Source organism: Vibrio sp. K4 (genome assembly GCF_051122595.1).
In the GTDB taxonomy this organism is placed as follows: domain Bacteria; phylum Pseudomonadota; class Gammaproteobacteria; order Enterobacterales; family Vibrionaceae; genus Vibrio; species Vibrio owensii.
Genome location: NZ_CP178577.1, coordinates 3762830 through 3787954, shown reverse-complemented (window position 1 = coordinate 3787954; position 25125 = coordinate 3762830). Strand labels below are relative to the sequence as shown.

Annotated in this window: 27 protein-coding genes; 8 read left to right on the top strand and 19 right to left on the bottom strand. The window is 46.6% G+C overall.

Annotated features, from left to right (window positions below):
- Positions 1-71: 71 nt before the first annotated feature.
- Complete coding sequence (locus ACLIIY_RS17200; RefSeq protein ID WP_434527945.1) at positions 72-2480, bottom strand: bifunctional aspartate kinase/homoserine dehydrogenase II; 2409 nt, start codon at positions 2478-2480, stop codon at positions 72-74.
- Positions 2481-2497: 17 nt separating this feature from the next.
- The gene (locus ACLIIY_RS17195) at positions 2498-3658 is read right to left on the bottom strand and encodes an O-succinylhomoserine (thiol)-lyase (protein ID WP_005438396.1); all 1161 of its coding nucleotides are present in this window, start codon (positions 3656-3658) and stop codon (positions 2498-2500) included.
- 229 nt (positions 3659-3887) lie between these two features.
- Between ACLIIY_RS17195 and metJ the strand changes: the two genes are divergently transcribed.
- Positions 3888-4208 (top strand): met regulon transcriptional regulator MetJ, encoded by a 321-nt coding sequence (gene metJ / locus ACLIIY_RS17190; RefSeq protein ID WP_005432736.1) that lies wholly within the window; start codon positions 3888-3890, stop codon positions 4206-4208.
- Between the two features lie 111 nt (positions 4209-4319).
- Here the strand turns inward: metJ and ACLIIY_RS17185 are convergent, their stop codons facing one another.
- From ACLIIY_RS17185 to fkpA, 12 genes are all read right to left on the bottom strand, one after another.
- Positions 4320-5597 (bottom strand): malic enzyme-like NAD(P)-binding protein, encoded by a 1278-nt coding sequence (locus ACLIIY_RS17185; protein WP_009705505.1) that lies wholly within the window; start codon positions 5595-5597, stop codon positions 4320-4322.
- A gap of 207 nt (positions 5598-5804) precedes the next feature.
- Positions 5805-6281, bottom strand: a complete 477-nt coding sequence (gene bfr, locus ACLIIY_RS17180; protein WP_005438394.1) for a bacterioferritin — start codon at positions 6279-6281, stop codon at positions 5805-5807.
- 74 nt (positions 6282-6355) lie between these two features.
- Positions 6356-6544, bottom strand: a complete 189-nt coding sequence (locus ACLIIY_RS17175) for a (2Fe-2S)-binding protein (RefSeq protein ID WP_005451472.1) — start codon at positions 6542-6544, stop codon at positions 6356-6358.
- A 336-nt stretch (positions 6545-6880) separates the two neighbouring features.
- Positions 6881-8065, bottom strand: coding sequence for an elongation factor Tu (gene tuf / locus ACLIIY_RS17170; protein ID WP_005438393.1), 1185 nt, complete (start codon positions 8063-8065; stop codon positions 6881-6883).
- A gap of 155 nt (positions 8066-8220) precedes the next feature.
- Positions 8221-10320, bottom strand: a complete 2100-nt coding sequence (fusA, locus tag ACLIIY_RS17165) for an elongation factor G (RefSeq protein ID WP_005438392.1) — start codon at positions 10318-10320, stop codon at positions 8221-8223.
- Between the two features lie 137 nt (positions 10321-10457).
- Positions 10458-10928, bottom strand: a complete 471-nt coding sequence (gene rpsG, locus ACLIIY_RS17160) for a 30S ribosomal protein S7 (RefSeq protein WP_005438390.1) — start codon at positions 10926-10928, stop codon at positions 10458-10460.
- Between the two features lie 100 nt (positions 10929-11028).
- The gene (gene rpsL, locus ACLIIY_RS17155) at positions 11029-11403 is read right to left on the bottom strand and encodes a 30S ribosomal protein S12 (protein WP_004399892.1); all 375 of its coding nucleotides are present in this window, start codon (positions 11401-11403) and stop codon (positions 11029-11031) included.
- A gap of 178 nt (positions 11404-11581) precedes the next feature.
- Positions 11582-11857, bottom strand: a complete 276-nt coding sequence (tusB, locus tag ACLIIY_RS17150) for a sulfurtransferase complex subunit TusB (RefSeq protein ID WP_434527944.1) — start codon at positions 11855-11857, stop codon at positions 11582-11584.
- A 7-nt stretch (positions 11858-11864) separates the two neighbouring features.
- Complete coding sequence (gene tusC / locus ACLIIY_RS17145; RefSeq protein ID WP_005438386.1) at positions 11865-12221, bottom strand: sulfurtransferase complex subunit TusC; 357 nt, start codon at positions 12219-12221, stop codon at positions 11865-11867.
- Entirely contained in the window at positions 12218-12613 is a 396-nt protein-coding gene (gene tusD, locus ACLIIY_RS17140) for a sulfurtransferase complex subunit TusD (protein ID WP_434527943.1), read from the bottom strand. Before tusD ends, tusC begins: the two co-directional genes overlap by 4 nt.
- A 2-nt stretch (positions 12614-12615) precedes the next feature.
- Positions 12616-13332 (bottom strand): helix-turn-helix transcriptional regulator, encoded by a 717-nt coding sequence (locus tag ACLIIY_RS17135; protein ID WP_005438378.1) that lies wholly within the window; start codon positions 13330-13332, stop codon positions 12616-12618.
- A 144-nt stretch (positions 13333-13476) separates the two neighbouring features.
- Positions 13477-14259 carry an FKBP-type peptidyl-prolyl cis-trans isomerase gene (gene fkpA, locus ACLIIY_RS17130; protein ID WP_009705500.1) on the bottom strand — a complete coding sequence of 261 codons (783 nt, stop codon included), beginning with the start codon at positions 14257-14259 and terminating at the stop codon, positions 13477-13479.
- A gap of 128 nt (positions 14260-14387) precedes the next feature.
- Between fkpA and ACLIIY_RS17125 the strand changes: the two genes are divergently transcribed.
- Both ACLIIY_RS17125 and ACLIIY_RS17120 read left to right on the top strand, forming a co-directional pair.
- The gene (locus ACLIIY_RS17125) at positions 14388-15374 is read left to right on the top strand and encodes a WD40 repeat domain-containing protein (RefSeq protein WP_434528563.1); all 987 of its coding nucleotides are present in this window, start codon (positions 14388-14390) and stop codon (positions 15372-15374) included.
- Positions 15371-15598 (top strand): SlyX family protein, encoded by a 228-nt coding sequence (locus tag ACLIIY_RS17120; protein ID WP_005381455.1) that lies wholly within the window; start codon positions 15371-15373, stop codon positions 15596-15598. The genes ACLIIY_RS17125 and ACLIIY_RS17120 overlap by 4 nt, the downstream gene beginning before the upstream one ends.
- 79 nt (positions 15599-15677) lie before the next feature.
- On the opposite strand, the gene ACLIIY_RS17115 is transcribed toward ACLIIY_RS17120, so the two are convergent.
- The 5 genes from ACLIIY_RS17115 to kefG all read right to left on the bottom strand — a co-directional run bounded on the left by ACLIIY_RS17115 (position 15678) and on the right by kefG (position 20011).
- Positions 15678-16619, bottom strand: coding sequence for an isoaspartyl peptidase/L-asparaginase family protein (locus tag ACLIIY_RS17115; RefSeq protein WP_039840868.1), 942 nt, complete (start codon positions 16617-16619; stop codon positions 15678-15680).
- 130 nt (positions 16620-16749) lie between these two features.
- Positions 16750-17319 (bottom strand): peptidylprolyl isomerase, encoded by a 570-nt coding sequence (gene slyD, locus ACLIIY_RS17110; RefSeq protein ID WP_005438368.1) that lies wholly within the window; start codon positions 17317-17319, stop codon positions 16750-16752.
- An 88-nt stretch (positions 17320-17407) separates the two neighbouring features.
- On the bottom strand, positions 17408-17608 hold the full coding sequence (locus ACLIIY_RS17105) for a YheV family putative zinc ribbon protein (protein WP_033005797.1): 201 nt from the start codon (positions 17606-17608) through the stop codon (positions 17408-17410).
- Between the two features lie 35 nt (positions 17609-17643).
- Positions 17644-19440 carry a glutathione-regulated potassium-efflux system protein KefB gene (gene kefB / locus ACLIIY_RS17100; protein ID WP_009705496.1) on the bottom strand — a complete coding sequence of 599 codons (1797 nt, stop codon included), beginning with the start codon at positions 19438-19440 and terminating at the stop codon, positions 17644-17646.
- Positions 19424-20011, bottom strand: coding sequence for a glutathione-regulated potassium-efflux system ancillary protein KefG (kefG, locus tag ACLIIY_RS17095; protein ID WP_005438364.1), 588 nt, complete (start codon positions 20009-20011; stop codon positions 19424-19426). Before kefG ends, kefB begins: the two co-directional genes overlap by 17 nt.
- A 177-nt stretch (positions 20012-20188) precedes the next feature.
- On the opposite strand from kefG, the gene ACLIIY_RS17090 reads away from it, so the two are divergent.
- The 5 genes from ACLIIY_RS17090 (at position 20189) to ACLIIY_RS17070 (ending at position 24964) form a co-directional block, all read left to right on the top strand.
- Positions 20189-22108 carry an ABC transporter ATP-binding protein gene (locus ACLIIY_RS17090; protein ID WP_434527942.1) on the top strand — a complete coding sequence of 640 codons (1920 nt, stop codon included), beginning with the start codon at positions 20189-20191 and terminating at the stop codon, positions 22106-22108.
- Positions 22105-22584, top strand: coding sequence for a TIGR02444 family protein (locus ACLIIY_RS17085; protein ID WP_009705493.1), 480 nt, complete (start codon positions 22105-22107; stop codon positions 22582-22584). Before ACLIIY_RS17090 ends, ACLIIY_RS17085 begins: the two co-directional genes overlap by 4 nt.
- 100 nt (positions 22585-22684) lie before the next feature.
- Entirely contained in the window at positions 22685-23692 is a 1008-nt protein-coding gene (locus ACLIIY_RS17080; protein WP_285379083.1) for a hydrolase, read from the top strand.
- 65 nt (positions 23693-23757) lie between these two features.
- Positions 23758-23970, top strand: coding sequence for a YheU family protein (locus ACLIIY_RS17075; protein WP_005432763.1), 213 nt, complete (start codon positions 23758-23760; stop codon positions 23968-23970).
- Positions 23971-24094: 124 nt separating this feature from the next.
- Positions 24095-24964, top strand: a complete 870-nt coding sequence (locus tag ACLIIY_RS17070; protein ID WP_005438358.1) for a phosphoribulokinase — start codon at positions 24095-24097, stop codon at positions 24962-24964.
- Positions 24965-25125: the final 161 nt, after the last annotated feature.

Genomic DNA, 25125 nt, shown 5'->3' with positions numbered 1-25125 from the left:
TCCAAATAATAAAAAACCCCGGAGACAGTCCGAGGTTTTGTTGTCGTTCGCAAAAATTGCTTCAGCGAGATTTAGAACAAGCCCGCTAGGCGGTTAAGGTCCGATTGAATCGCACCAGCCGTTACTTCGCGCCCCGCACCCGGACCACGAATCACCAAAGGATTGTCTTTGTACCACTTACTCTCAATGGCAAAGATGTTGTCGCATGGCAGCAAGTTCGCTAATGCGTGCTCACGAGATAACGCTTCGACACCCACCGTTGCTTTACCATTACGCTCTAGGCGCGCGACGTAACGTAGCACTTGGTCGTTTCTCTGCGCCTTGGTCAAACGTTCTTGAAGAATCTCGCTGAGAATATCACCTTGGTCGAAGAAAGCATCAATGCTCAAATCACGTAATTCCTCAGGAACAAGTGACTCAACCTTCACGCTCTCAGGCTCAATATTTAAACCAGACTCACGGGCTAAGATAACCAGCTTGCGCATAACATCAGAACCATCTAAATCGGAGCGAGGATCAGGCTCAGTCAAACCTTGTTGCCATGCCAAATCGACAAGCTCCGCAAAAGGTACCGAACCGTCAAACTGTTGGAATAACCAAGATAGCGTACCGGAGAAAATGCCTGATAGTGCGACAATATCATCGCCACTTTCACGTAAATCTCGAACGGTATGGTTTATCGGTAGCCCAGCCCCCACTGTCGCGTTGTAAAGCCAATGACGACCGATCTTCGCAAAAGCATCTTGCACTTGATGGTAGTACTGGCTGTCTGCTGAACCCGCCACTTTGTTTGCAGAGATCAGGTGAATACCTTGCTGTGCAATGTCTACATAGCGGGCAGCGAGCTCCTTGCTTGCCGTGACATCAAGCACGACCGCTTCATCGTAATTTTGCAGAGCGCCCAGTTTATTGAGCCAGTGACCGTCATTCTCAATGCTTTCATCATCGAAGCGCTGGGCAACCGTTGCTGCATCAATACCGTTTTCATCGAACCAATAAGTCTGGCTGTCTACAACGGCCACTAAATCAAAGCTCATTCCGTGGCGTTTTTCGAGCTCTTCTTTTTGCTCTGCAAACAGCGATAACCAACTTGAACCAATGTTACCTTTACCACACAAGGCCACCGCTACACGCTTTTGCGCTTGAAACAGCTGGCTATGAATACGTTGAACTAACTCTTCCACTTCTGCGCGGCGCAGTACGGCGACCAAGCTCAAGCCAGATTCCGTCTCTGAAATAAACTCAACAGGTGCATGCTTAAGTTGTTGGTAAAAACCAAAGCAGTGGTTTGCGTTTTTCGTCACACCAGCGCCAACGGCCGCTAGCAATGAGTACCCTTCTTTCAGTTTGATCTCTGCTTCAACGGCGAGCTCTTGTAGATAAGTCAATGCACCGCCAGCAATCTCTGCCGTGTACGCCAAACGCAAGGTTTGCTGATCCTCTTGCGCTTCAAATGCTAGTGGCTCTAATTGAGCACGCTTTAACGCCTGCAATACTTCTTTCTGCGCTCGCTCAAAATCATGGCCATGCACAAATGACAGTTGCACCAGTAGCACTTCATCAAGGGAAGTAATGATCTTCGCACCACGACCCGAGGCTAATACACGTTCAATACGCGTTGAGCCAGATTCTGGTTGATAGCTGCACTTTAAGTTCAAATCCATCGCACTTTGAGCAACGGGCTGAAGCGTACGGCTGTGCAATACTGGAGCGGCTAAACGAGCAAGCTCACTGGCCTCATCTAAACGCAGCAGAGGTAACAAGCAGGCATCCGACACCAAACGCGGGTCTGCACTATACACACCAGCGACGTCACTCCAGATTGTCACGGTATTTACTTCCGCCAAAGCACCAATCACAGTGGCTGAGTAATCTGAACCATTGCGACCTAACAGGACGGTTTCACCTGCATTATTCTGAGCCATGAAACCCGTAATGATGACGCGCTTATGGTTATGTTGAGTTAATGCTTCTTTAATAAGTGCATAAGAACGAGCACGATCAACTTCTGGCTGCGTACCTGCTTCTGCGCGCAAAAAGGCACGTGAATCTTGAGCGACTGCTGGCAAGTCTTGCTGAGATAACAATGCGGCTAGCAAACGTGAAGACCAGACTTCACCATGCCCCAGCACTGCGGCTTTTTGTGCTTCTGTTAGCGGAGCCGTTAACTCAGCTAAGGTACTGAATTCATCTTGAAGTGAAGCAAGCACTTGCGCTTGTACCTCTCCTTCTAACAAAGCTTCGACTAATTCTGTCTGGAACTGACGTAAGCTTTGCAGCGCCTCGTGTGCAATGCGGCCGTCTTTGTCCAACCCTTCCAAAAATTCAATCAAGCGGTTAGTCGTTTTGCCTGCTGCAGACACCACCACTAAATCATTTTCTGATGAATACTCTTTCAGGATCCCCACGACGCGTTGGTAACACTCTGGGTTTGCTAAGCTGCTACCACCAAATTTATGCAGCTGACGTTGTACACTCATGACCTTTTCTCTCCCAATTACTGTGCTGCTTTCGCGAATGCTTGCTCAAGATCGGCAATCAGATCTTGCGCATCTTCTAAGCCAACTGATAAACGCAGTAACTGTTGAGAAACACCTGCTTCAGCTAGAGCTTCTTCACCCATCGCACGATGCGTCATTGAAGCAGGGTGACAAATCAAGCTTTCTACACCACCTAGCGACTCAGCAAGGGAGAACAGTTCTAGCTCTTTAACGAACACTTTTAATTGCTCAAACGAACCGGCAAATTCAAAGCTCAGCATAGAGCCAAAGCCTGATTGTTGTTTTTTCGCGATGTCATGACCCGGATGCTCTGGCAGACTCGGATGATAAATCTTCGCCACCAAAGATTGTGTTTGCAGATACGCCAACACTTGCTGAGAGCTTTCTTCATGGACTCGCATTCGTGCACCCAGCGTGCGAATTCCACGGAGCGTCATATAACTGTCGAATGGCGTACCCGTAGCGCCAATGCAGTTACCCCACCATGCTAATTCTTCAGCATGCTCTTCGCTTTTGGTGATCACCACACCACCAATCACGTCAGAGTGACCATTAATGTATTTCGTTGTTGAGTGGATAACAAAATCCGCACCAAGCTCCAAAGGCTTTTGGTACACAGGTGTCAAAAAGGTATTGTCTACTGCGACTAAAGCGCCGACTTGTTTTGCTTTCTCACACACAGCCGCAATATCAACAACGCGTACGAGTGGGTTTGACGGTGTTTCTAGCAAGATAAGCTTTGGCTTTTTCGCAATCGCCGCATCCAACGCTTGCTGATCCGACTGGTCAACAAACTGCACTTTAAAATCGCCTTTGTTAGCACGAGTATTGAACAAACGGTAAGTACCACCGTAGCAATCATGCGGCGCAACAATTAAGTCATCAGGTCCAAGAAATGCCGATACCCAAAGGTTTAGTGCCGACGTACCGCAGTTAGTGACAACCGCGCCTTTGCCTGATTCAAGCTCGTACAGTGCTTTTTCTAATAAGCCTCGGTTTGGGTTACCAGAACGGGTGTAATCGTATTGTGGAACTTCACCAAACGCAGGGAAGCCGTAGTTAGTAGAAAGGTAGATTGGTGGTACAACAGCGTGATATTGACTGTCTGACTCGATACCAGTGCGTACAGCAATGGTCGCAGGCTTACGGGTGCTCATGGGTGTATCCTTTCACGGGTGGTGACATCTAAATGGGAATGCGCTATATCTAGCTTGTATTGCTCAATTGATTAACACTCTTCCCTAACTATTAACCTCACTTTACTTGTCTAAAAATGAGACGTCAACACTTCTAGACGTCTATATGTCTTTGCTTATGGCAGTAAATGCAGCTAAAATCAGCACCTATATTTATTTCTCTAACTTATTACATTAATGAAGGTGCGCAATGGCTGACTGGAATGGCGAATACATTAGCCCGTATGCTGAGCACGGTAAAAAAAGCGAACAAGTAAAAAAAATTACCGTCTCTATCCCGCTAAAAGTTTTAAAAGTGCTGACTGATGAGCGAACTCGCCGCCAGATCAACAACTTACGCCATGCGACTAACAGTGAACTACTATGTGAAGCGTTCCTACATGCTTACACAGGTCAACCATTGCCAACAGATGAAGACCTTCGTAAAGACCGTCCAGATGATATTCCGACGGAAGCGAAAGCACTGATGACAGCAATGGGCATCGAATTCGAAGCGTTTGACGAAGAATAATTGCTTACAAATTCGTCAAGATGAGAACCTGCACCGGGGGCAGTTTCAAACCAAACGAAAAAGGGACGCACTGGCGTCCCTTTTGTTTATCTGAAGCGTCTACTCTACTAATTACTCAGCCATGTAGTTTTCAGGCATCTCAATACGCGCGACACCTGAATCAACTGCAGCTTGTGCAACCGCTTTTGCTACGCGTGGTAATAGACGTGAGTCCATTGGTTTTGGAATGATGTAGTCAGAACCAAACTCTAGCTTGTCTACGCCTGCCGCCTTCAATACCGCTTCTGGAACTGGCTCTTTTGCCAATTCACGAATCGCATCAACTGCCGCTAGCTTCATTTCATCATTAATCTCGCTTGCACGCACATCTAACGCACCACGGAAAATGAATGGGAAGCAAAGCACGTTGTTTACTTGGTTCGGGTAGTCGCTACGACCAGTACCCATGATCAAGTCATCACGCACTTCGTGAGCCAATTCTGGTTTGATTTCTGGGTCTGGGTTTGAACATGCGAACACCACTGGTTTATCTGCCATTAGCTTCAATGCTTCTGCAGGTAGTAGGTTTGGACCCGATACACCCAAGAACAGATCCGCACCTTCAATCACATCTTCTAGCGTGCGCTTATCCGTGTTATTTGCGAATAATTGTTTGTATTCGTTTAGGTCGTCACGACGTGTATGGATCACCCCTTTACGATCCAGCATGTAGATCTTCTCGCGCATAGCGCCACATTTGATCAACAGCTCCATACATGCCACAGCCGCAGCACCCGCACCAAGACAAACGATGGTTGATTCTTCTAACTTCTTACCTTGCAGCTCGATTGCATTCAACATACCTGCTGCCGTTACGATCGCTGTACCGTGTTGATCGTCGTGGAATACAGGTACGTCACAACGTTCAATCAGACGCTTTTCAATCTCAAAACAATCTGGTGCTTTGATATCTTCTAAGTTAATACCACCGAATGTATCAGCAATGTTTGCTACTGTGTCGACAAATTCGTCGATCGTGCGGTGTTTTACTTCGATATCAATTGAGTCTAAACCAGCAAAGCGTTTGAACAATAGCGCTTTACCTTCCATTACTGGTTTAGAAGCTAGCGGGCCAAGGTTACCAAGACCAAGAATAGCCGTGCCGTTAGAAATAACCGCAACCATGTTGCCCTTCGCTGTGTACTTATACACGTTGTCAGCGTTCTGTGCGATTTCACGTACAGGCTCTGCAACACCAGGGCTGTATGCAAGAGCAAGATCATTTGCAGTTTCAGCAGGCTTAGTCAACTCTACTGCAATTTTTCCTGGAGTTGGGTATGCATGGTAATCCAATGCTTGTTGGCGGCGTTCTTCTTCTGGGGTGACTTCTTGGCGATTGTCTTCAGACATGGATCGTTTCTCTTTTGTTATTTTTTCGGTAAGGGGGAATAAATTCTAAAGGATAGAAGTCAATCTTCATAGGCTAGATTGCGAGCGATATCCTTAAAAAGGCCGATAATAAAAGAGATTAGACCAGATATTAGTGATGAGCACCTAGTTTACAGGTCAGGTGCTCTTTGAATCACTTCGTTCAGATGAGAAAACAGCGTTATCTTCTCACTCTTCATCAACGTACTGTGCTTGCAGATAATTCTCTATGCCGGACATTTCGATCAAGCCAAGTTGTGTCTCAAGCCAATCAACATGCTCTTCTTCATCCTCTAAGATCTCTTGGAAAAGATCTCGAGATACGTAATCACGAACGTCTTCAGCATAAGCAATCGCATCTTTTAAATCGGGAATCGCGGCCATCTCGAGCTTTAAGTCGCACTCAAGCATTTCTTTGGTATCTTCTCCAATCATTAGCTTACCGAGATCCTGCAAGTTAGGTAGCCCTTCTAAAAACAAGATACGTTCGATCAGATGATCAGCGTGCTTCATTTCATCAATCGATTCGTGGTACTCCTTGTCAGCAAGATGCTTTAAGCCCCAGTCTTTATACATTCGAGCATGAAGGAAATATTGATTGATAGCGACGAGCTCGTTGCCGAGCACTTTATTGAGATGTTGGATTATGATTGGATCGCCTTTCATGACAAAGCCCTCCTCTTTGGCTTCATTTAAATGTAGAAGCAAATGAGAAGGTGTCAAAAAGCCCTAACTAATAATTAGCTAGCTTGTTTCAGTGTTAAGTATTCCGTTTCAGCTAAAATTTCTTTTGCTTGCTTGATGCACTTGCCACATTGGCTACCAAGAGCAGTACATCGTTTGATTCCTTTTATGTCGGTTACGCCTTCATCTATCGCCAACTTCCTAATTTTCTTGTCAGAGACACCATGGCAAAGACAAACGTACATATTCAAAACCTTTAAATTTTACTTTGGAATGAAATATAAACAAGAATCGTTATTGTTACCAGTTGTATTAAGGCGAATTACAGAACGTTTTGTTATAACGATCTGGACCGTTTTAGCAGTTTTCAGTGACTTAGCGGATGGCTAAAAAGAAGAGAAAATCGAGTAGAACTAAGCTCATGTTTTTAAAAAATAAAAAGCATGACTAAGAATGATGGGCTTATAACCATATTGAAAAGAGGAATAGCAGGTATAAAAAAGGGAAGCCTTAGCTTCCCTTTTTCTAGCGCTTTCTTCAAAAAGAAGAAGAGTGCAAGATTACGATTAATTCAGTAAGAATTAGTCGAAGATCTTAGCAACAACACCAGCACCTACAGTACGGCCACCTTCACGGATAGCGAAACGTAGACCTTCGTCCATAGCGATTGGAGCGATTAGCTCAACTTGCATTTGGATGTTGTCGCCTGGCATTACCATTTCTACGCCTTCTGGTAGAGAGATGTCACCAGTTACGTCAGTTGTACGGAAGTAGAACTGTGGACGGTAGCCTTTGAAGAATGGAGTGTGACGACCACCTTCATCTTTAGAAAGTACGTATACTTCTGACTCGAACTTAGTGTGTGGAGTGATTGAACCAGGCTTAGCTAGTACTTGACCACGTTCAACTTCATCACGCTTAGTACCACGTAGAAGTGCACCAACGTTCTCACCAGCGCGACCTTCGTCAAGAAGCTTACGGAACATTTCAACACCAGTACATGTAGTAGTAGTAGTGTCTTTGATACCTACGATAGCAACTTCGTCACCTACGTTTAGGATACCACGTTCGATACGGCCAGTTACTACTGTACCACGACCTTGGATTGAGAATACGTCTTCGATAGGCATTAGGAATGGCATATCTACTGCACGCTCTGGCTCAGGGATGTATGAATCTAGCGCTTCTGCTAGTTCAACAATCTTAGCTTCCCATTGCTCTTCGCCGTTTAGTGCGCCTAGAGCTGAACCTTGGATAACTGGTAGGTCATCACCTGGGAAATCGTACTCAGATAGAAGTTCACGAACTTCCATTTCTACTAGTTCTAGTAGCTCTTCATCGTCAACCATGTCACATTTGTTCATGAATACGATGATGTATGGGATACCAACCTGACGGCCTAGTAGGATGTGCTCACGAGTTTGTGGCATTGGACCATCTGTCGCAGCAACAACTAGGATACCACCGTCCATCTGTGCAGCACCAGTGATCATGTTTTTAACATAATCCGCGTGTCCTGGACAGTCTACGTGTGCGTAGTGGCGAGTTGGAGTGTCGTACTCTACGTGAGAAGTAGCGATTGTGATACCGCGCTCACGCTCTTCTGGAGCGTTATCGATAGATGCGAAGTCACGAGCAGCACCGCCGTATACTTTAGCAAGTGTTGTACAGATAGCTGCAGTTAGAGTAGTTTTACCGTGGTCAACGTGGCCGATAGTACCAACGTTTACGTGCGGTTTTACACGTTCAAATTTTTCTTTAGACACAATCGTGTTCCTTCCTAGTTATGATTCGCCGTGATCATTATTGATCCCGACGCGCCAGAAATTGTTATTTTATGCGCCAACGCCTGTTAGCGCAATATTTGGACGCATTGATCTTTAAAAAAAGCTGGACTTTTTTTCAGCTCAAAGCGTTTTAATTAGTAACCACGGTCTGCAATGATTTTATCTGCGAAGTTTTTCGGTACTTCAGCGTACTCGTTAAACTCCATAGAGTAAGACGCACGGCCTTGAGTTGCAGAACGTAGGTCCGTTGCGTAACCAAACATCTCAGATAGTGGTACTTGAGCGCGGATGATCTTAATACCAGCCACACCATCGTCCATACCTTCGATCATACCGCGACGGCGGTTAAGGTCACCAACAACATCACCCATCCAATCTTCAGGAGTAGTTACTTCAACATTCATCATTGGCTCAAGAAGAACAGGCTGTGCTTCTAATGAACCCTTCTTGAATGCCATCGAGCCAGCGATCTTAAACGCCATCTCGTTAGAGTCAACATCGTGGTAAGAACCATCAAACAGAGTGGCTTTAATATCTAATACAGGATAACCCGCTAGAACACCGCTGTTCATTTGCTCTTCGATACCTTTCGCTACCGAGTTGATGTATTCCTTAGGAACAACACCACCCACAATTTCGTCAACAAAGACAAAACCTTCACCAGGTTCAGATGGCTCCAGTTTGATCCATACGTGACCATACTGACCACGACCACCAGATTGACGTACAAATTTACCTTCAACTTCCGCGTTGCCACGGATTGTTTCACGGTACGCAACCTGAGGTTTACCAACATTACAGTCAACGCTGAATTCACGTTTCATACGATCAACGATGATATCTAGGTGAAGCTCACCCATACCAGAGATCAGTGTCTGACCTGTTTCGTCGTCCGTTTTTACGCGGAATGATGGATCTTCTGCCGCTAGTTTACCCAGTGCAATACCCATCTTCTCTTGATCGGCAACAGAGCGAGGCTCTACCGCGATCTGAATTACCGGTTCAGGGAACTCCATGCGCTCTAGAATCACTTTGTGGTTCTGGTCACATAGCGTGTCACCTGTTGTAACGTCTTTCAGACCGATAGCAGCTGCGATATCACCAGCGCGAACTTCTTTTACTTCTTCACGCTTGTTCGCATGCATCTGTACGATACGACCGAAACGCTCTTTCTTGTCTTTTACTGAGTTGTAAACAGCATCACCTGAGTTCACAACACCTGAGTAAACGCGCATGAAAGTTAGCGTGCCCACGAATGGGTCAGTCGCGATCTTGAATGCTAGTGCTGAGAACGGTTCGTTGTCGTCTGCGTGACGCTCAACTTCGTTCTCTCTTTCGTCGATGCCTTTAATTGCAGGAACATCAACTGGCGACGGCAAGAATTCGATCACTGCGTCTAGTACAGCTTGAACACCTTTGTTTTTGAACGCACTACCACAAGTAGCCAGTACGATTTCGTTGTTTAGTGTACGAGTACGTAGAGCTTGTTTGATCTCAGCTTCAGACAGTTCACCTTCTTCAAGGTACTTGTCCATTAGCTCTTCAGTTGCTTCCGCTGCCGCTTCAACTAGGTTGTTGCGCCATTCTTCAGCAAGCTCTTGCATGTCTGCTGGAATTTCGTCGTATGTGAACGACATGCCTTGGTCGGCTTCATTCCAGTTGATCATTTTCATCTTGATAAGGTCGATAACACCACGGAAATCATCTTCTGCACCAACGTTCAGTTGGATTGGAACAGGATTCGCACCAAGACGGTTTTTAATTTGGTCCACAACGCGTAGGAAGTCAGCACCTGCACGGTCCATCTTGTTTACAAATACCATACGTGGAACGTGGTACTTGTCAGCTTGACGCCATACAGTTTCAGACTGAGGTTCAACACCAGATGAACCACAGAACACAACAACTGCACCATCAAGTACGCGCAGAGAACGCTCTACTTCGATAGTAAAGTCAACGTGTCCAGGGGTGTCGATGATGTTAACGCGGTGCTCTTGGAATTGTGCTTCCATACCACGCCAGAAGGTAGTAGTCGCCGCAGACGTGATTGTGATACCACGTTCTTGCTCCTGCTCCATCCAGTCCATGGTTGCTGCGCCATCGTGAACTTCACCGATTTTATGAGACAGACCAGTGTAGAACAGAATACGTTCAGTAGTGGTTGTTTTACCTGCATCTACGTGAGCACAGATACCGATATTACGGTAGCGCTCAATAGGAGTTTTGCGAGCCACGATTGAATCCTCTTACTTAGAGATAGGGACTATTGCTATAGCTAAAAAATGCTATCCCCTAGATATAGCAATAGTTCCTAGCATATGCATAGGAACTAAAGAAGTGCTGCAAGGAACCTTGCAGCACTGAAAAGGTATTACCAACGGTAATGAGCGAACGCTTTGTTTGCGTCAGCCATGCGGTGAACGTCTTCACGTTTCTTAACCGCAGTACCTTTGTTCTCAGACGCGTCTAGCATTTCAGCAGCTAGGCGTTGAGCCATAGATTTTTCACCACGCTTACGCGCAGCTTCAACCAACCAACGCATAGCAAGTGCGTTACGGCGAACCGGACGTACTTCTACAGGTACTTGGTAAGTTGAACCACCTACACGGCGAGATTTAACTTCTACCGCTGGGCGAACATTTTCAAGAGCTTCTTCAAAAATAGCTAAGTGGTCTTTACCAGACTTTTCAGCCATAGAATCTAGTGCAGTGTAAACAATTTTCTCTGCAGTAGATTTTTTACCGTCAACCATTAGGATGTTAACGAATTTTGCCAGCAGTTCAGATTTGAACTTTGGATCTGGAAGGATCTTACGCTGACCAATGACGCGACGACGTGGCATGGATTTTCTCCGTTGTCTTCTTCAGGTTTTATCCAAAACTTTTCAGTTTTTTCAAAAAATTAAAAATAATTTAGTGTTTGGCCTTACTTAACGGAATCCATTAAGACTTAGGACGCTTCACACCGTACTTAGAACGACCTTGTTTACGGTCGTTAACGCCAGCACAGTCAAGTGCACCGCGAACAGTGTGGTAACGTACACCCGGAAGGTCTTTTACACGACCGCCACGGATTAGTACAACACTGTGCTCTTGAAGGTTGTGACCTTCACCGCCGATGTACGATGTAACTTCGAAGCCGTTTGTCAGACGTACACGACAAACTTTACGAAGTGCTGAGTTAGGTTTTTTAGGTGTAGTAGTGTAAACACGAGTACATACACCACGTTTTTGTGGGCACGCTTCTAGTGCAGGCACGTTGCTTTTAACAACTTGCTTTGCACGTGGCTTACGTACCAACTGGTTAATAGTTGCCATTAACTAGCTCCTGATTTACTTGAAAGTAAGCTTTGTGAAAAATCTATCCCTAACAGCGGTTGGCAGTTAGGGACGCAAAATTCTATGCAGCAGTGAGAGGTGTGTCAAGAAATATACGGATCTTTTTTGTTCAATTAGGGTAATTAGTCCGTAAAGCTCAATCGACAGGAAAGAAGGGTTAATCCCAAGTCAGAGATTTGGCTTGTTTTGCTGTTAGTTCAACAAAGCCAGCATAGCCAATCACCTCAATAGATGGGCTGATACGATTGCTCATACCACGGGCTTCAATATCGCTTTGCAGCGCAAACACTGATGGACCTTTTACCTTGCTGAACGCCTTATGCTGAGGGTTCGCAGCGTACACGGCATCTTCAATCAACAAGACATCATCTTGCTCATGGTACAGTGCCATTGCATCGTCTAATGCAGCTACGGATTTGATGATATGTAACATGGCTTCCTCAGAATGACAGCAGTTTGCCCGCTTGTTGCAGTTTAGCTTTTAGTTGCTCAGTGTTTAGAGCCTCTGCATCAATGACTAAATCGGCTTGAGCCAAGCCTCGCTCGGCAAGCGAATCGGCACAAACAAACACTTGCTCAATGTCGTACAAGTCGAACAGCTTGAGCATTGGTGCGTAGTCTTTGCTTAAGATGCCATTAGGCTCTTGTCCAAGCAGTAACTGATACACACCATCGCCAACAAATAGAACGGTGATGTCTTCACAGTACGCAGATGCCGCTAGCAGTGCATCCACACCTTCACGTCCTGCATTACTACCATGAGGTGCGCTACGAAATAGGTAAGTTAGCTGACTCAAAACTGCACCACTCTATCTTGGGTTAACATGGCTTCGGCTAAGCTCCCCAAACCGGCTTGCTCGAACCCTGTAGCTAGGTTGTTCTGTTCAAGACCGTGTTGATTCGCTTCATCTTCGCTGATGATACCGCGACGCAATGCCGCTGCCACGCACGTTTCCAAACGAACATCGTGTTGCTGTACGAGTGATTGCCATGCTTTGGTTAGGTCAAACTCGTCGTTGGCAGGCACGCTCAGAGCCGTACCATTGGTGACGCCATCTTGGTAAAAGAACACACTCACCAGAGTATGTCCTTGTTCAATTACCGCTTGTGCGAATTGGTATGCGCTGCGTGCCGATTGACTGCCGTAAACTGGACCATTCACGACCAGCGTGTAAGTTAATCCACTCACGCTTATTCGTCCTCAGTTTTACGCTGACGAATGTATAGGTAAACGGTGTGTTTAGAAATGTTTAGACGGTCTGCGACGCGGTTGATGGCGTCTTTGATGTCGAAGATGCCTTTGTCGTACAACTCCATCACGATCTGACGGTTTTTGGTGTTGTTCGATACCGATTTGTCAGCGTTGATCTCTTCAATCGTGCGCTCAACCGTTTGGTCTACGAGTTCTTCAACATCGCTTGCGAAGTTAACAGAAGACGCCGCTTCTTTCGCTTCTTGCGTTGGCATGAACGATTGAAGAACTTGAGAGAAAGGTGCATCAAGGTTGACGTTGATACAAAGCAGACCAATCACGCGGTTTTCGCCGTTACGAATAGCAACGGTGATCGACTTCATCAATACGCCGCCTTTTGCGCGGGTAAAGTACGAACGCGAGAAGTTACGCTCAGAGCCTTCGATGTCTTTCAACATCTTAAGCGCTAAATCTGTGATAGGAGAGCCCACCTGACGACCAGTGTTCTCGCCGTTAGCGATTTTGATTGCAGAGGTATTGAGATCTTCGAGTGAGTGAAGAACGATTTCACAGAAAGGACCGATCAGACTGGCAATGCCGTCCACGACCGCTTCGTAAGATCTCAAGATGATTTTATCGTGCTCGGTAAATGGCATCACGTTGACAGATTCCATTTCGAGCAACATTTCCGCATTTATTGTTTCTGTAGTTGTCATAAGCCTTCGAGCGAAAAATCAACAAATTGGTGTAAGTTTATCAGAAAATTTGAAAGGCAACCTAGCAAACTCACCAACTAGTGACCTAGAACAAAAAAGGTCCGTAAAACGGACCTTTTTTCATCAAGTTATCGCTAACTGTAATTATTGAGCAGCGTTGTCGTTCTCAATTTTTAGTAGCTCAACTTCGAATACTAGCGTTGAGTTAGCAGGGATGCTTGGTGTGTCTTGATCACCGTATGCTAGCTCTGGCGGGATAACGAATTTGAACTTAGAACCCACAGGCATTAGCTGAACACCTTCAGTCCAACCAGGGATTACGCGGTTTAGTGGGAATGTTGCTGGTTCGCCACGATCGTATGAGCTGTCGAATTGAGTACCGTCGATCAGAGTACCTTTGTAGTGTACTTGAACAGTATCAGTGTCTTTTGGCTTCTCGCCTTCAGCTGGAGTCTCAACTTGGTACAGAAGACCAGAATCTGTCTTCACTACGCCTTCTTGTTTCTCGAACTCAGCACGGAAGTCATCGCCAGCTTTCTTCGCTTCAGCAGCTTTTTCAGCCGCTTGCTTTTGCATAGTTTCAGCAACGCGCTTGTCTAGAGATTCTAGAGCTGCACGAGTTTCTTCTTCGTTTAGCGCTGCTTTGTCTTTAAATACGTCTTCGATACCTTTAAGAACTAGGTCTTTGTTTAGGTCGATGCCAATCTCGCTTGGTTTCTCAATGCTAGTGCTTAGGTAGTTAGCAAATGAAACACCGATTGCGTAGGCCGCTTTGTCATCGTCGTTTTTAAAGTGAACTGCTTTACCAGTTTCTGCTTGAACTTGTTCTGCTTGAGGTGCTGCTTCTGGTTTTGTTTCTTCTTTTTGACAACCTACCGCTAGCATTACTGTTGCAGCAAGTAGCGACACTTTTAAAACTGATTTCATTAAATTCTCCCAATAATGGCTTAGCCACTGGTTGTTGTGCACAAATCTTCTATGAGACTAGTGAAGACAATCGTTATACCAATATACTAGCTATATGTCTTAAGACACAAACCGGATTATTAGATGTGATGCAAAGAATTTCTCATTTATTCCTATATTTAATTGTCATCACCACGTTAAATGGATGCTTTTTTACCGATCGCGATGTTCAACGTTGGTCACTCGAACCACAAGGTTCCACCAGCTTTGCGCTCAGTCGAGATGGTCGATTCGCGCTGCTGTACTCCAAAGAGCACCAGTTGGTTCTTTGGGATTTGGAGCAAAACAAACAGCTCGCAAAGCTGGGTGAACTCGATCAAGCCGCCAATGTGGTCTCCCATATTCGCATTTCAGACAATGGTCGTTATGCAGTCACAGCAAGCCAAATGAACTTCGCTGTGTGGGATCTCGGATGGACTCAAGCTGAAGGGCTGTGGTCTATCGATGACGCGCTGATTCGAGACGTTGATATCACCAGTAACGGTGAACAGGTATTACTTGGACTGTCCAACGGTAAAGCGATTTACGTCAACTTAGTCACTGGTCGTCGGCTAGAGTTCCTTGCGCACCAAGAAAAAGTCAATTCTGTTGCTATCTCGCCCAACGGTCGCTTCGCTCTCACAGGTGGCAACGACTACAAAGCGTATCTGTGGGATACCGAAACAGGCCAAGTACTGCGCAGCTTTGAACACGAACAACGCGTGGTAAGAGTCGCGCTTCAACGGGATGGGAAACTGGCCATGACGTCCGATGGCGGTAATCAAGCCATCATCTGGGACTTAGAAACTGGAGAAGAAGTGACACAACTCAGCAGTTGGTCTCGTCAATTGATCTTCTCGACGGCACGATTCTCAGACGATGGCCGCTTATTGGTTACAGGAACGCCTTCAGGGCGCGTGATGGTATGGGATACCCACACGGGTAAACGAGTGGATAGATTTGAAGTTGAGCCGAAAAAAGATACTCGCCCTCCCCGTGCGGTCGTGTATGATGCAGCCTTTGATTCCAAGCAACGTGTAATTACTGCCACTTCTGCGGGCATTGCCCAAGCTTGGCAGCTAGAGAACGGATCATGACAGAGAAAATCATTCAGCAATTGGAAGCACGCATTAATGACTTAGAATGTCAGCTTGCGTTCCAAGAACAGACGATTGAAGATCTGAACGGTGCCTTGTCACAGCAGCAACTGCAAATCACCAAGATGCTCGATCAGATGAAATACGTGGTAGGTAAAGTGAAGAATATGGATTCGTCGAATTTGGCCGATCCATCAGAAGAAACACCGCCACCGCACTACTGATTCATCCGAATCCCAGTGCAGTAACTAACACAAAGCCCAGGCTCTTATCTGGGCTTTGTTGTCTTTAAGAAGCGAATCGCTACTCGTCCGAGTAAATGTTTACGCTCAACTCACCTTGAGTGTTGATCCCTGCTCGGTACATACCAGAACTGTTCATCGCAAAGTGCAACTCACCTTGTGCATCGATAGCGATTAGACCGCCCTCTCCGCCCATCTCTTTAAGTTCACCTTGGATGATATGTTCACAAGCAGTATGGACGTTTTCTTGCAAGTAACGCATGCGGGCTGCGACATCTTCCGCCACTCGTTTACGAATAAAGAACTCACCGACACCTGTAGTGGAAACCGCAACAACGCCGTTCTCTGCCACCGTGCCACAACCAATCAGAGCGGAATCTCCCACTCGTCCGTATTTCTTGTTGGTCACACCGCCAGTACTGGTCGCTGCCGCTAAGTTACCGTGTTGATCCAATGCCACAGCGCCGACGGTACCGTGTTTACGATCATCTGGGTAACGGGACTCGGAAAGAGCAAACAAGCCTTTCTCACGCATAGAAATCAGTTGTTCATAACGACGATCAGTGAAGAAGTAATCTTGCTCGGTGTACTCATGGCCTTGTTCGAAAGCAAATTTCTCAGCGCCCTCGCCGACTAACAGCACATGGTTGCTGTTTTTCATTACATCACGAGCGAGCTCGATGGGGTTCTTAATATGACGAACACCGGCAACAGCACCTGCCGCTTGGTTTCTACCATCCATTACAGAGGCGTCCATTTCTACCATTTCATTATGGGTAAGAACCGAGCCTTTGCCTGCATTGAAATTAGGGGAGTCTTCAAGAACTTTAACCGCAGCAACCACAGCATCCAACGCTTCGCCGCCTTTTTCTAGAATTTGATGGCCCGCTTTTACCGCAGCTTCTAAATCCGCCAAGATGGATTGTTGCAGTTCATCACTCATCTGTTCACGTAAGATAGTGCCCGCACCACCATGAATCGCAATCGAGAAGGGTTTCGTCATCACTTTGTCCAACTGTTATTCCTTGTATGATTTGCACTACACCCTAGATAAACAAAAAGCGCAAGTTGAAACCTCAACTTGCGCTTTTCAAAGCTTTTCTAGATTAGGTTATCTAGTGAAGAGCGTGCGATTAGTGAGAACCGCAACCGCCGCCGCCACAACATTCGTGGTCGTCGCCTTTCTCTTCGCCACCACAGCAGCCGCCTTCTTTGTCGTCACCGCCACAGCAGCCACCACCTTGGTGGATGTGACCGTGCTCGATCTCTTCAGCTGTTGCTTCACGAGTAGCCATTACTTCTACTTCGAAAGTTAGAGTTTGGCCAGCTAGCATGTGGTTGCCATCTACAACAACTTCGTCGCCGTCTACTTCAGTTACTTCTACAGGGATTGGACCTTGGTCTGTATCTGCTAGGAAACGCATGCCAACTTCGATTTGGTCAACGCCTTGGAATACGTCTGCAGGAACACGTTGCACTAGTGCATCGTTGTGGTCGCCGTACGCATCTTCAGGAGCTACTGTTACTGAGAACTTGTCGCCAGCCACTTTGCCTTCTAGTTCGTTTTCAAGACCAGTGATCAGGTTGTTGTGACCGTGTAGGTAATCAAGAGGCGCGTCAGCTGTTGATTGATCAACAACAACACCGTCTTCCAACATTACTTTGTATGCAAGGCTTGCAACAACGTTCTTTTCAATTTTCATACTAACTCCAGGGAGATTAATTGACCTAACCAGAATGGGGTTAAGTACCGAGATGGTAGTATTATGGGGATCAATTAACGAAGTTCAATTACTCAGGCTTAAAAATCCCAATCATTTCTTGTTCTGAGTGTTTATTTTTTTCTACAGATTGCGGTTTACGCTGCTCGGTAAAATCACAGTCAACACACTCAACCAGTTCGATGTTGTTCTCGATCCACCAGCGTAAGGTATCCTGCTGGCTGCATTTCGGGCAGCTTGCACCCGCGATAAAACGTTTCTTGGCTTTCACTTTTATTCCTTTTCCCGCTTGATGCTGCGCGGGTACTACTTCCAATGATTTGGCGACTGTTGATCGCTTTCCATTTCGCGACCAAAGATTTCTTCTAGTTCTTTACGTGCTTCTTTTGAGCGTTGAGCAAGTTCTTTGTCCTCATTGTGCTGAGGCAACAAGTCCTTGAGCATAGCATTATCTAACTTACGAAAATGTGCTTCTGCCCGCTTTGCTTGATAAGGGTGCATGCCTAATTCTACGAGCGCTTGGCGACCTAGATCTAAGGCGCCTAAAAAGGTTTCACGCGAGTAATTCTGCACGCCATGATTCATCAACTGATACGCCTCCACACGGCTGCGAGCACGGGCGAGGATTTTTAATTTCGGGAAGTATTCACGACAAATATCGACAATCGCCATGACCTCATCTGGTGAGTCGGTACAGATCACTAAGGCTTCCGCTTTATCCGCGCCTGCGGCACGTAACAAATCAATTTGAGTCGCATCACCATAAAACACCTTATAGCCGTATTTACGCAGCAAGTGGATTTGACTCGCGTCACTTTCTAGCACCGTTACTTTGATCTTGTTAGCGTACATTAGGCGCCCAACAATCTGACCAAAACGACCAAAGCCTGCGATGATCACTCGTGGTCGACGATCAACAACATTGCTGGCCACGCTCTCTTCTTCTTGATTCAGCGTATGAGCAAACCATTTTTTCTGTCCCATGAGCAGCAATGGTGTCGTCACCATCGACAAACTCACCACAACCAATAAGAAGGAAACTTGCTCTTTAGTTAAGATACCTTCTTGGCTTGCTGCGGTGAAAATCACAAACGCAAACTCACCACCTTGGCTCAAAATCGCCGCCATACGACTACGTGATTTAGCACGGACTCGAGCAGTGCGAGCCAAGACATACAGCACCAAACCTTTGACGACAACAAGGGCAATCACGGCACTAATTATTGCGAACGGTTGGAGTGCTAATAAGCCCAAATTCACCGCCATACCAACAGCGATAAAGAACAAGCCAAGCAGCAGACCTTTAAAAGGTTCAATCGCGATTTCTAGCTCATGACGGTATTCACTTTCTGCCAGCAGTACGCCCGCAAGGAAAGTGCCGAGTGCCATCGACAGCCCCAGCTTTTGCATCGCAACAGAGATACCAAGTACCACTAGAAGAGCGGCAACGGTGAAAAGTTCACGCACGCCACTCATCACCACAAAACGGAACAGAGGACGCAATAGGAAATGGCCGCCCACTAATAACGCAGCCACACTGCCTAGTACCCAAATAGCATCTAACCAATCACCGCCACCTTGCCCACCAGCAAGTAACGGCAACATAGCGAGCATAGGGATAACAGCAATGTCTTGGAACAACAGTACCGCAAAGCCAGACTGCCCGGTTTCTGTGCCGGCTTGCCCCTGCTCTTCTATCACTTTGAGTGCAATTGCCGTCGACGAGAGCGCCAAACCCATACCAATGACGAGACTGACTTGCATGCTCAATCCAAACAAGCTGACGATACTGCCGATCACTGCCGTGGTCACGATGACTTGAGCGCCACCTAAGCCGAGTATCGGCCCACGCATTTGCCATAATTTTTTGGGGTTCAGTTCCAAGCCAATTAAGAACAGCAGCAACACCACCCCGAGTTCAGCAAAATGGAGAATCGCATCCACATCGCTGATCAACCCCAGCCCCCAAGGGCCAATTAAAACACCTGCAATCAAGTAACCAAGTACCGATCCCAAACCAAGTCGCTGAGCAATCGGTACGGCAACAACGGCGGCAGAAAGAAAAACGACGCTACTTTGAAGAAACTCACTGGTCATCGCCATGTTGGCCTCCTTGCTCTCCCCACTCTCTCAGGGGATGATTGAGCCATTGACGATACTGCTCTGCATGCTGATAACGTTCGATATCCGAAACATTACGCGACCAATACAACACTAAAGGTTCCATCCAGTGCATTTGACATAGTGCCGCGGTCAACTCGAACGGTTGTAGAATTTGCTCAAGTGGGTACTTGTTGTAGCCCATAGGACTAAACGCATCTTCTTTCCCTCCGGTGGTAATGACGCTACGCCAATACTTACCTTCTAATGCGCAACCATCGCCAAACGCAAAGCCTTTGCCTAACACGCGATCCATCCACTCTTTTAGCAACGCTGGGCAGGAATACATATAGAGGGGATGGTGAAAAACGATCACATCATGTTCCGCCAACAAGTGGTGTTCATAGTTAACATCGATAAAGAAATCAGGGTACGCACCATAAAGATCGTGCACCGTGACATGATCAAGCGATTCGATTTTTTTAATCATCACTTGATTCGCAATGGAGTTTTGCGGCTCTGGGTGAGCATAAATAACCAGAACTCTTGGGGGAATAGACGCTGCAACAGCCAAATGGTCGTCCTTGTGTTGATTTCCTAGTAAAAATTATCGTTATCAGATTGTTATACTTTTTTGTATAGCATAATGCAATTAAAGCTCAGAGATCGACTTTTCCCGCCAATACCCCTACTATTCATCGCGAGATCAACGACCAAGAAACGCGCACTGCGCAAAGTGAATTAAAACTCTATGATTACCTTCTCTGATATTCAGTTACTGCGTGGCGGTAAACCTCTTTTAGACCAAGCTTCTGCAACCATTCACCCAGGCGACAAAGTGGGTCTGGTTGGTAAAAATGGCTGTGGTAAATCGACTCTGTTCGCACTACTGAAAGACGAATTGTCGATTGATGCGGGCTCATTTAGTCAGCCGCAGCATTGGGAGTTGGCATGGGTAGCACAAGAAACCCCTGCACTAGATCGCAGCGCAATTGAATACGTTATTGATGGTGACCGAGAGTTCCGTGATCTTGAAGCTAAACTGGCTATTGCAGAAGAGAAAGACAACGGCACCTTAGTTGCGGAGATCCACGGCAAGATTGAAACCATTGGCGGTTACAGCATTCGCGCTCGCGCTGCCGAACTGCTTGATGGCCTAGGCTTTAGCCAAGAGCAAATGAGTTGGAACCTGACTCAGTTCTCGGGTGGTTGGCGTATGCGTCTTAACTTGGCTCAAGCGCTCTTGTGTCGTTCTGATCTATTGTTACTCGACGAACCAACCAACCACTTGGATTTGGACGCGGTAATGTGGTTAGAGCGTTGGCTACAAAACTACCCTGGCACGCTGATTCTGATCTCGCACGACCGTGACTTCTTGGACCCTATCGTTGGTCGCATCATTCACATCGAGAACCAGCAGTTGAACGAATACACGGGTAACTACTCGTCATTCGAAAACCAACGCGCACAAAAGATGGTGCTACAACAAGCGATGTTCGAGAAGCAACAGAAACAGATGTCGCACATGCAAAGCTACATCGACCGCTTCCGTTACAAAGCATCAAAAGCGCGCCAAGCACAAAGCCGTATTAAAGCGCTGGAGCGTATGGAAAAGGTACTGCCAGCGCAGTTCGATAACCCATTTAGTTTCCAGTTCCGCGATCCTGCAGCCCTACCAAACCCAATCATGATGATGGATGAAGTGTCAGCAGGCTACGGTGACAACCTGATCCTAGAGAAGATCCGCCTTAACCTTGTTCCGGGCAGCCGCATTGGTCTACTTGGTCGTAACGGCGCGGGTAAATCAACCTTGATCAAATTGCTGTCTGGTGAGCTAAAAGCGCAAGGCGGCGATCTGACTTACTCGCAAGGCGTGAAGATCGGTTACTTCGCTCAGCACCAACTAGAAACACTGCACCCAGAAGAAACACCGCTGCAGCACATGATGCAAATCGCACCGGATCAAACCGAGCAGCAGCTACGTGATTACCTAGGTAGCTTTGGTTTCCAAGGTGATAAAGCACTTGAGAAAGTCGCACCGTTTTCTGGTGGTGAAAAAGCACGTTTGGTATTGGCACTAATTGTGTGGCAGAAACCGAACCTATTGCTACTCGATGAACCAACCAACCACTTGGACTTGGACATGCGCCAGGCATTAACCATGGCACTGCAAACGTTCGAAGGTGCGATGGTAATTGTTTCGCACGACCGCTACCTATTGCGTGCAACCACAGATGATTTGTACCTTGTGCACGATCGCCAAGTAGCACCATTCGACGGTGACTTGAGCGATTACTACAAGTGGTTGACCGAGCAACAAAAAGCCGAGCGAAAAGAAGCACAAGCTGCTCAGCCAGTTAAAGATAACGCCAACAGTGCAGCGGCGAAAAAAGAGCAAAAGCGACGCGAAGCAGAATTTCGTAAGCAGACCGCACCAATTCGCAAAACGCTGACACAGTTAGAAAACAAAATGGATAAGTTAGGTGAAGCTCTAGCGAAAGCAGAAGAGCAATTAGCGGATAACTCGCTGTATGAAGCCGAAAACAAGGCTAAACTTAACGAAGTGTTGGCGCTTCAAGCATCTAGCAAAGCAGATCTTGAAGAAGTAGAAATGGAATGGATGTCTGCCCAAGAAACACTCGAGCAGATGGAGCTAGAGTTTAATCAATGACAAACGAGCACGCAGAATACACTCTTACCCTAGAACACCTTTGGCAGTTCAGTCTGCAATTTTATGGTGTGCGAGAAGTGAAGGAAGCGTGCTTATCATTGCAAAATAACTACCACGGCAACGTGAACCTATTACTGCTGCTCAGATGGCTCGATGAGCAGCAGGTGATTTTCCAAGAACAAGATTGGCATTTAGTTCAAGGCTGTCTTGGTCGAAGCGAAACCCTACTCCACTCTTACCGCGAACTTCGTCGCCACCTCAAAGCGCAAGTCAACGACGCACTTTATCGTGAAGCATTACAGTTCGAATTGCAGCTCGAAAAGCAGCAGCAATCAGACTTAGTTGACTGTGTTAACTCACTTCAATTAGTCAAAAACGATGGTGACCCACTGACGCTGAGATATTGCCGCCAATTGGGTGGAGAGCATTTGCAACAGGCGTTCTCAATTCCCGTTCCGAACATTCACCATCCATAAATCCGTCATAAACCAGTAAAATATCTATACTAAAGCTATAAAGGATTATATTAATAAGTTCTTCAGCGAACATTGAAGGACCATATAAGAGCAGTTAGGTATGACACAATTTTTCGCAGCCGCCGGGATTAAAAACCCGCATCTTCAGACACTATTGCCGCGCTTTATCCGCAAAAAAGCGTTGTTTACGCCTATTTGGCAAACACTCGATACACCGGATGGTGACTTCCTCGATTTGGCATGGTCACAACAGCCAGATTCAGAAGCCGCACGCAACAAACCTATCTTCGTCCTATTCCATGGCTTGGAAGGCTGCTTCTATAGCCCATATGCGAACGGCTTGATGAACGCCTTCTCTAAATCGGGTTGGCTGTCGGTCATGATGCACTTTCGTGGTTGCAGCGGTAAGCCAAACAAAAAAGCCCGCGCTTATCATTCTGGCGAAGTGACCGATGCTCGCTTCTTCCTTGAGCAGCTCAATCAGCAGTTTCCCAATAACCCAAAAGTCGCGGTCGGCATTTCTCTTGGCGGGAACATGTTGGCGAACTACTTAGCTCAGTACAAAGATGATCCAATCTTGAGCGCAGCAACCATTGTGTCAGCACCACTGGATTTGGCAGCCTGTGCTAACCGTATTGAGCAAGGCTTCTCCAAAGTCTACAAACGCTACCTACTATCTTCGCTCAAACGCAATGCGCTGCAAAAACACGACTTAATCCAAGGTGAACTCGCCTTGTCGTATAACTCGATCAAACGCGTGACTCGCTTATACGAATTCGACGATCTGATCACTGCCCCTTTGCATGGTTTCAAAGACGCGCAAGATTATTACGACCAGTGTTCAGGCTTAAGCAAGCTGCAACAGATCACCTTACCAACCTTGATCATTCACGCCAAAGACGATCCGTTTATGACCGAAGAGGTGATCCCGAAATTCGTGTTGCCAGACAACATCGATTACCGACTTTATGAGCACGGTGGTCACGTTGGCTTCCTGACAGGCACGGCATTAAAACCTAAGTTCTGGTTGGAAGAAGCCTTGCCTTCATATTACGAAAGTATCGCCGCAGACTACCTTTCTGCTGTATCCGTACCGCGAACACAGTAAACTACTGGGCGTGCCAGACATAAGGCTTCTGCACGCACTAAACATCATAAAAGTTTGAGGTATTTATGATCATTCCATGGCAAGACATTGCGCCAGAGACATTAGAAAACCTGATCCGCGAGTTCGTGCTACGCGAAGGCACCGACTACGGCTCAGTCGAAGTTTCATTGCAGAGTAAAATCGATCAGGTCAAATCCCAATTAGAGAAAGGCGAAGCGGTCATCGTATTTTCTGAGCTTCATGAAACGGTTGATATCCAACTAAAAGCAAAGTTTTAGACCCTTCACATTTTACCGTATCCCACTCGATGACAAGGGCTTGTTACGTGCTATAGTGGGTTATCGACCGTGCAGCATACGTGTGCTGCACTTTACAGGTAAGTAATTTTCGACAAGGTTTGTCATGTCAGCGAAACACCCAATCATTGCGGTTACTGGTTCGTCCGGTGCCGGCACAACCACCACTTCTGAAGCCTTCCGTAAGATGTTCAATATGATGAACGTCAAACCAGCGTGGGTTGAAGGTGACAGCTTCCACCGCTTTACACGTCCAGAGATGGATGTCGAAATCCGCAAAGCGCGTGAGCAAGGCAAACACATCAGCTACTTTGGTCCACAAGCTAATGACTTTCCGGGGCTAGAAGAGTTCTTCCGTAAGTTTGGTGAAGATGGCACTGGCAGCGTGCGCCGCTATCTGCACACTTTTGATGAAGCCGTTCCATACAACCAAATGCCGGGCACCTTTACGCCTTGGCAAGATCTACCAGAAAACAGCGATGTGCTGTTCTACGAAGGTTTACACGGTGGCGTGGTAGATGGTGATGTCAATGTGGCGCGACACGTTGATTTTCTGATTGGCATGGTGCCGATTGTGAACTTGGAGTGGATTCAAAAGTTTGTTCGTGACACGCGCGATCGTGGTCATTCAAGAGAAGCGGTGATGGATTCGATCGTGCGCTCGATGGACGATTACCTAAACTACATTACCCCGCAATTTTCTCGTACACATATCAACTTCCAGCGCGTACCGACCGTCGATACTTCTAACCCACTTAACGCCAAAGGCATCCCAAGTTTGGATGAGAGTTTTGTGGTGATCCGCCTACGCGGTATCAAGAATGTCGACTTCCCGTATTTGTTGGCGATGATTGATGGCTCATTCATGTCTCGCCATAACACCATTGTGGTTCCTGGCGGCAAGATGAGCTTTGCAATGGAGCTCATAGTAAGGCCGATTCTGCAACAACTCATCGAAACAGGGAAAATTGGCTAAAAACCTCCCTACTGGAGTGTTTACTTTTCATACCGTGATCATGTGCACAGTTTTGCTTACAAAATCTCAATCATGGCACGATTAAAATCAAGAAATCGTTTTCGAAAAAGGATACTATTTCTAACCGAAACACAAGAGAGCTTGCAGCATATAAAAAGTGC

Excerpts from the sequence above, each read along its gene's own strand:
- ACLIIY_RS17090 (WP_434527942.1), top strand. The coding sequence starts at position 20,189 with ATGATTACCTTCTCTGATATTCAGTTACTGCGTGGCGGTAAACCTCTT.
- rpsL (WP_004399892.1), bottom strand. The coding sequence starts at position 11,403 with ATGGCAACTATTAACCAGTTGGTACGTAAGCCACGTGCAAAGCAAGTT.
- tusB (WP_434527944.1), bottom strand. The coding sequence starts at position 11,857 with ATGTTACATATCATCAAATCCGTAGCTGCATTAGACGATGCAATGGCA.
- ACLIIY_RS17200 (WP_434527945.1), bottom strand. The coding sequence starts at position 2,480 with ATGAGTGTACAACGTCAGCTGCATAAATTTGGTGGTAGCAGCTTAGCA.
- metJ (WP_005432736.1), top strand. The coding sequence starts at position 3,888 with ATGGCTGACTGGAATGGCGAATACATTAGCCCGTATGCTGAGCACGGT.
- slyD (WP_005438368.1), bottom strand. The coding sequence starts at position 17,319 with ATGAAAATTGAAAAGAACGTTGTTGCAAGCCTTGCATACAAAGTAATG.
- ACLIIY_RS17175 (WP_005451472.1), bottom strand. The coding sequence starts at position 6,544 with ATGTACGTTTGTCTTTGCCATGGTGTCTCTGACAAGAAAATTAGGAAG.
- ACLIIY_RS17195 (WP_005438396.1), bottom strand. The coding sequence starts at position 3,658 with ATGAGCACCCGTAAGCCTGCGACCATTGCTGTACGCACTGGTATCGAG.
- ACLIIY_RS17135 (WP_005438378.1), bottom strand. The coding sequence starts at position 13,332 with ATGACAACTACAGAAACAATAAATGCGGAAATGTTGCTCGAAATGGAA.
- ACLIIY_RS17125 (WP_434528563.1), top strand. The coding sequence starts at position 14,388 with ATGCAAAGAATTTCTCATTTATTCCTATATTTAATTGTCATCACCACG.
- kefB (WP_009705496.1), bottom strand. The coding sequence starts at position 19,440 with ATGGCGATGACCAGTGAGTTTCTTCAAAGTAGCGTCGTTTTTCTTTCT.
- ACLIIY_RS17085 (WP_009705493.1), top strand. The coding sequence starts at position 22,105 with ATGACAAACGAGCACGCAGAATACACTCTTACCCTAGAACACCTTTGG.
- bfr (WP_005438394.1), bottom strand. The coding sequence starts at position 6,281 with ATGAAAGGCGATCCAATCATAATCCAACATCTCAATAAAGTGCTCGGC.
- ACLIIY_RS17120 (WP_005381455.1), top strand. The coding sequence starts at position 15,371 with ATGACAGAGAAAATCATTCAGCAATTGGAAGCACGCATTAATGACTTA.
- ACLIIY_RS17185 (WP_009705505.1), bottom strand. The coding sequence starts at position 5,597 with ATGTCTGAAGACAATCGCCAAGAAGTCACCCCAGAAGAAGAACGCCGC.
- ACLIIY_RS17080 (WP_285379083.1), top strand. The coding sequence starts at position 22,685 with ATGACACAATTTTTCGCAGCCGCCGGGATTAAAAACCCGCATCTTCAG.
- rpsG (WP_005438390.1), bottom strand. The coding sequence starts at position 10,928 with ATGCCACGTCGTCGCGTCATTGGTCAGCGTAAGATCCTTCCAGATCCA.
- ACLIIY_RS17115 (WP_039840868.1), bottom strand. The coding sequence starts at position 16,619 with ATGACGAAACCCTTCTCGATTGCGATTCATGGTGGTGCGGGCACTATC.
- ACLIIY_RS17070 (WP_005438358.1), top strand. The coding sequence starts at position 24,095 with ATGTCAGCGAAACACCCAATCATTGCGGTTACTGGTTCGTCCGGTGCC.
- ACLIIY_RS17075 (WP_005432763.1), top strand. The coding sequence starts at position 23,758 with ATGATCATTCCATGGCAAGACATTGCGCCAGAGACATTAGAAAACCTG.
- fkpA (WP_009705500.1), bottom strand. The coding sequence starts at position 14,259 with ATGAAATCAGTTTTAAAAGTGTCGCTACTTGCTGCAACAGTAATGCTA.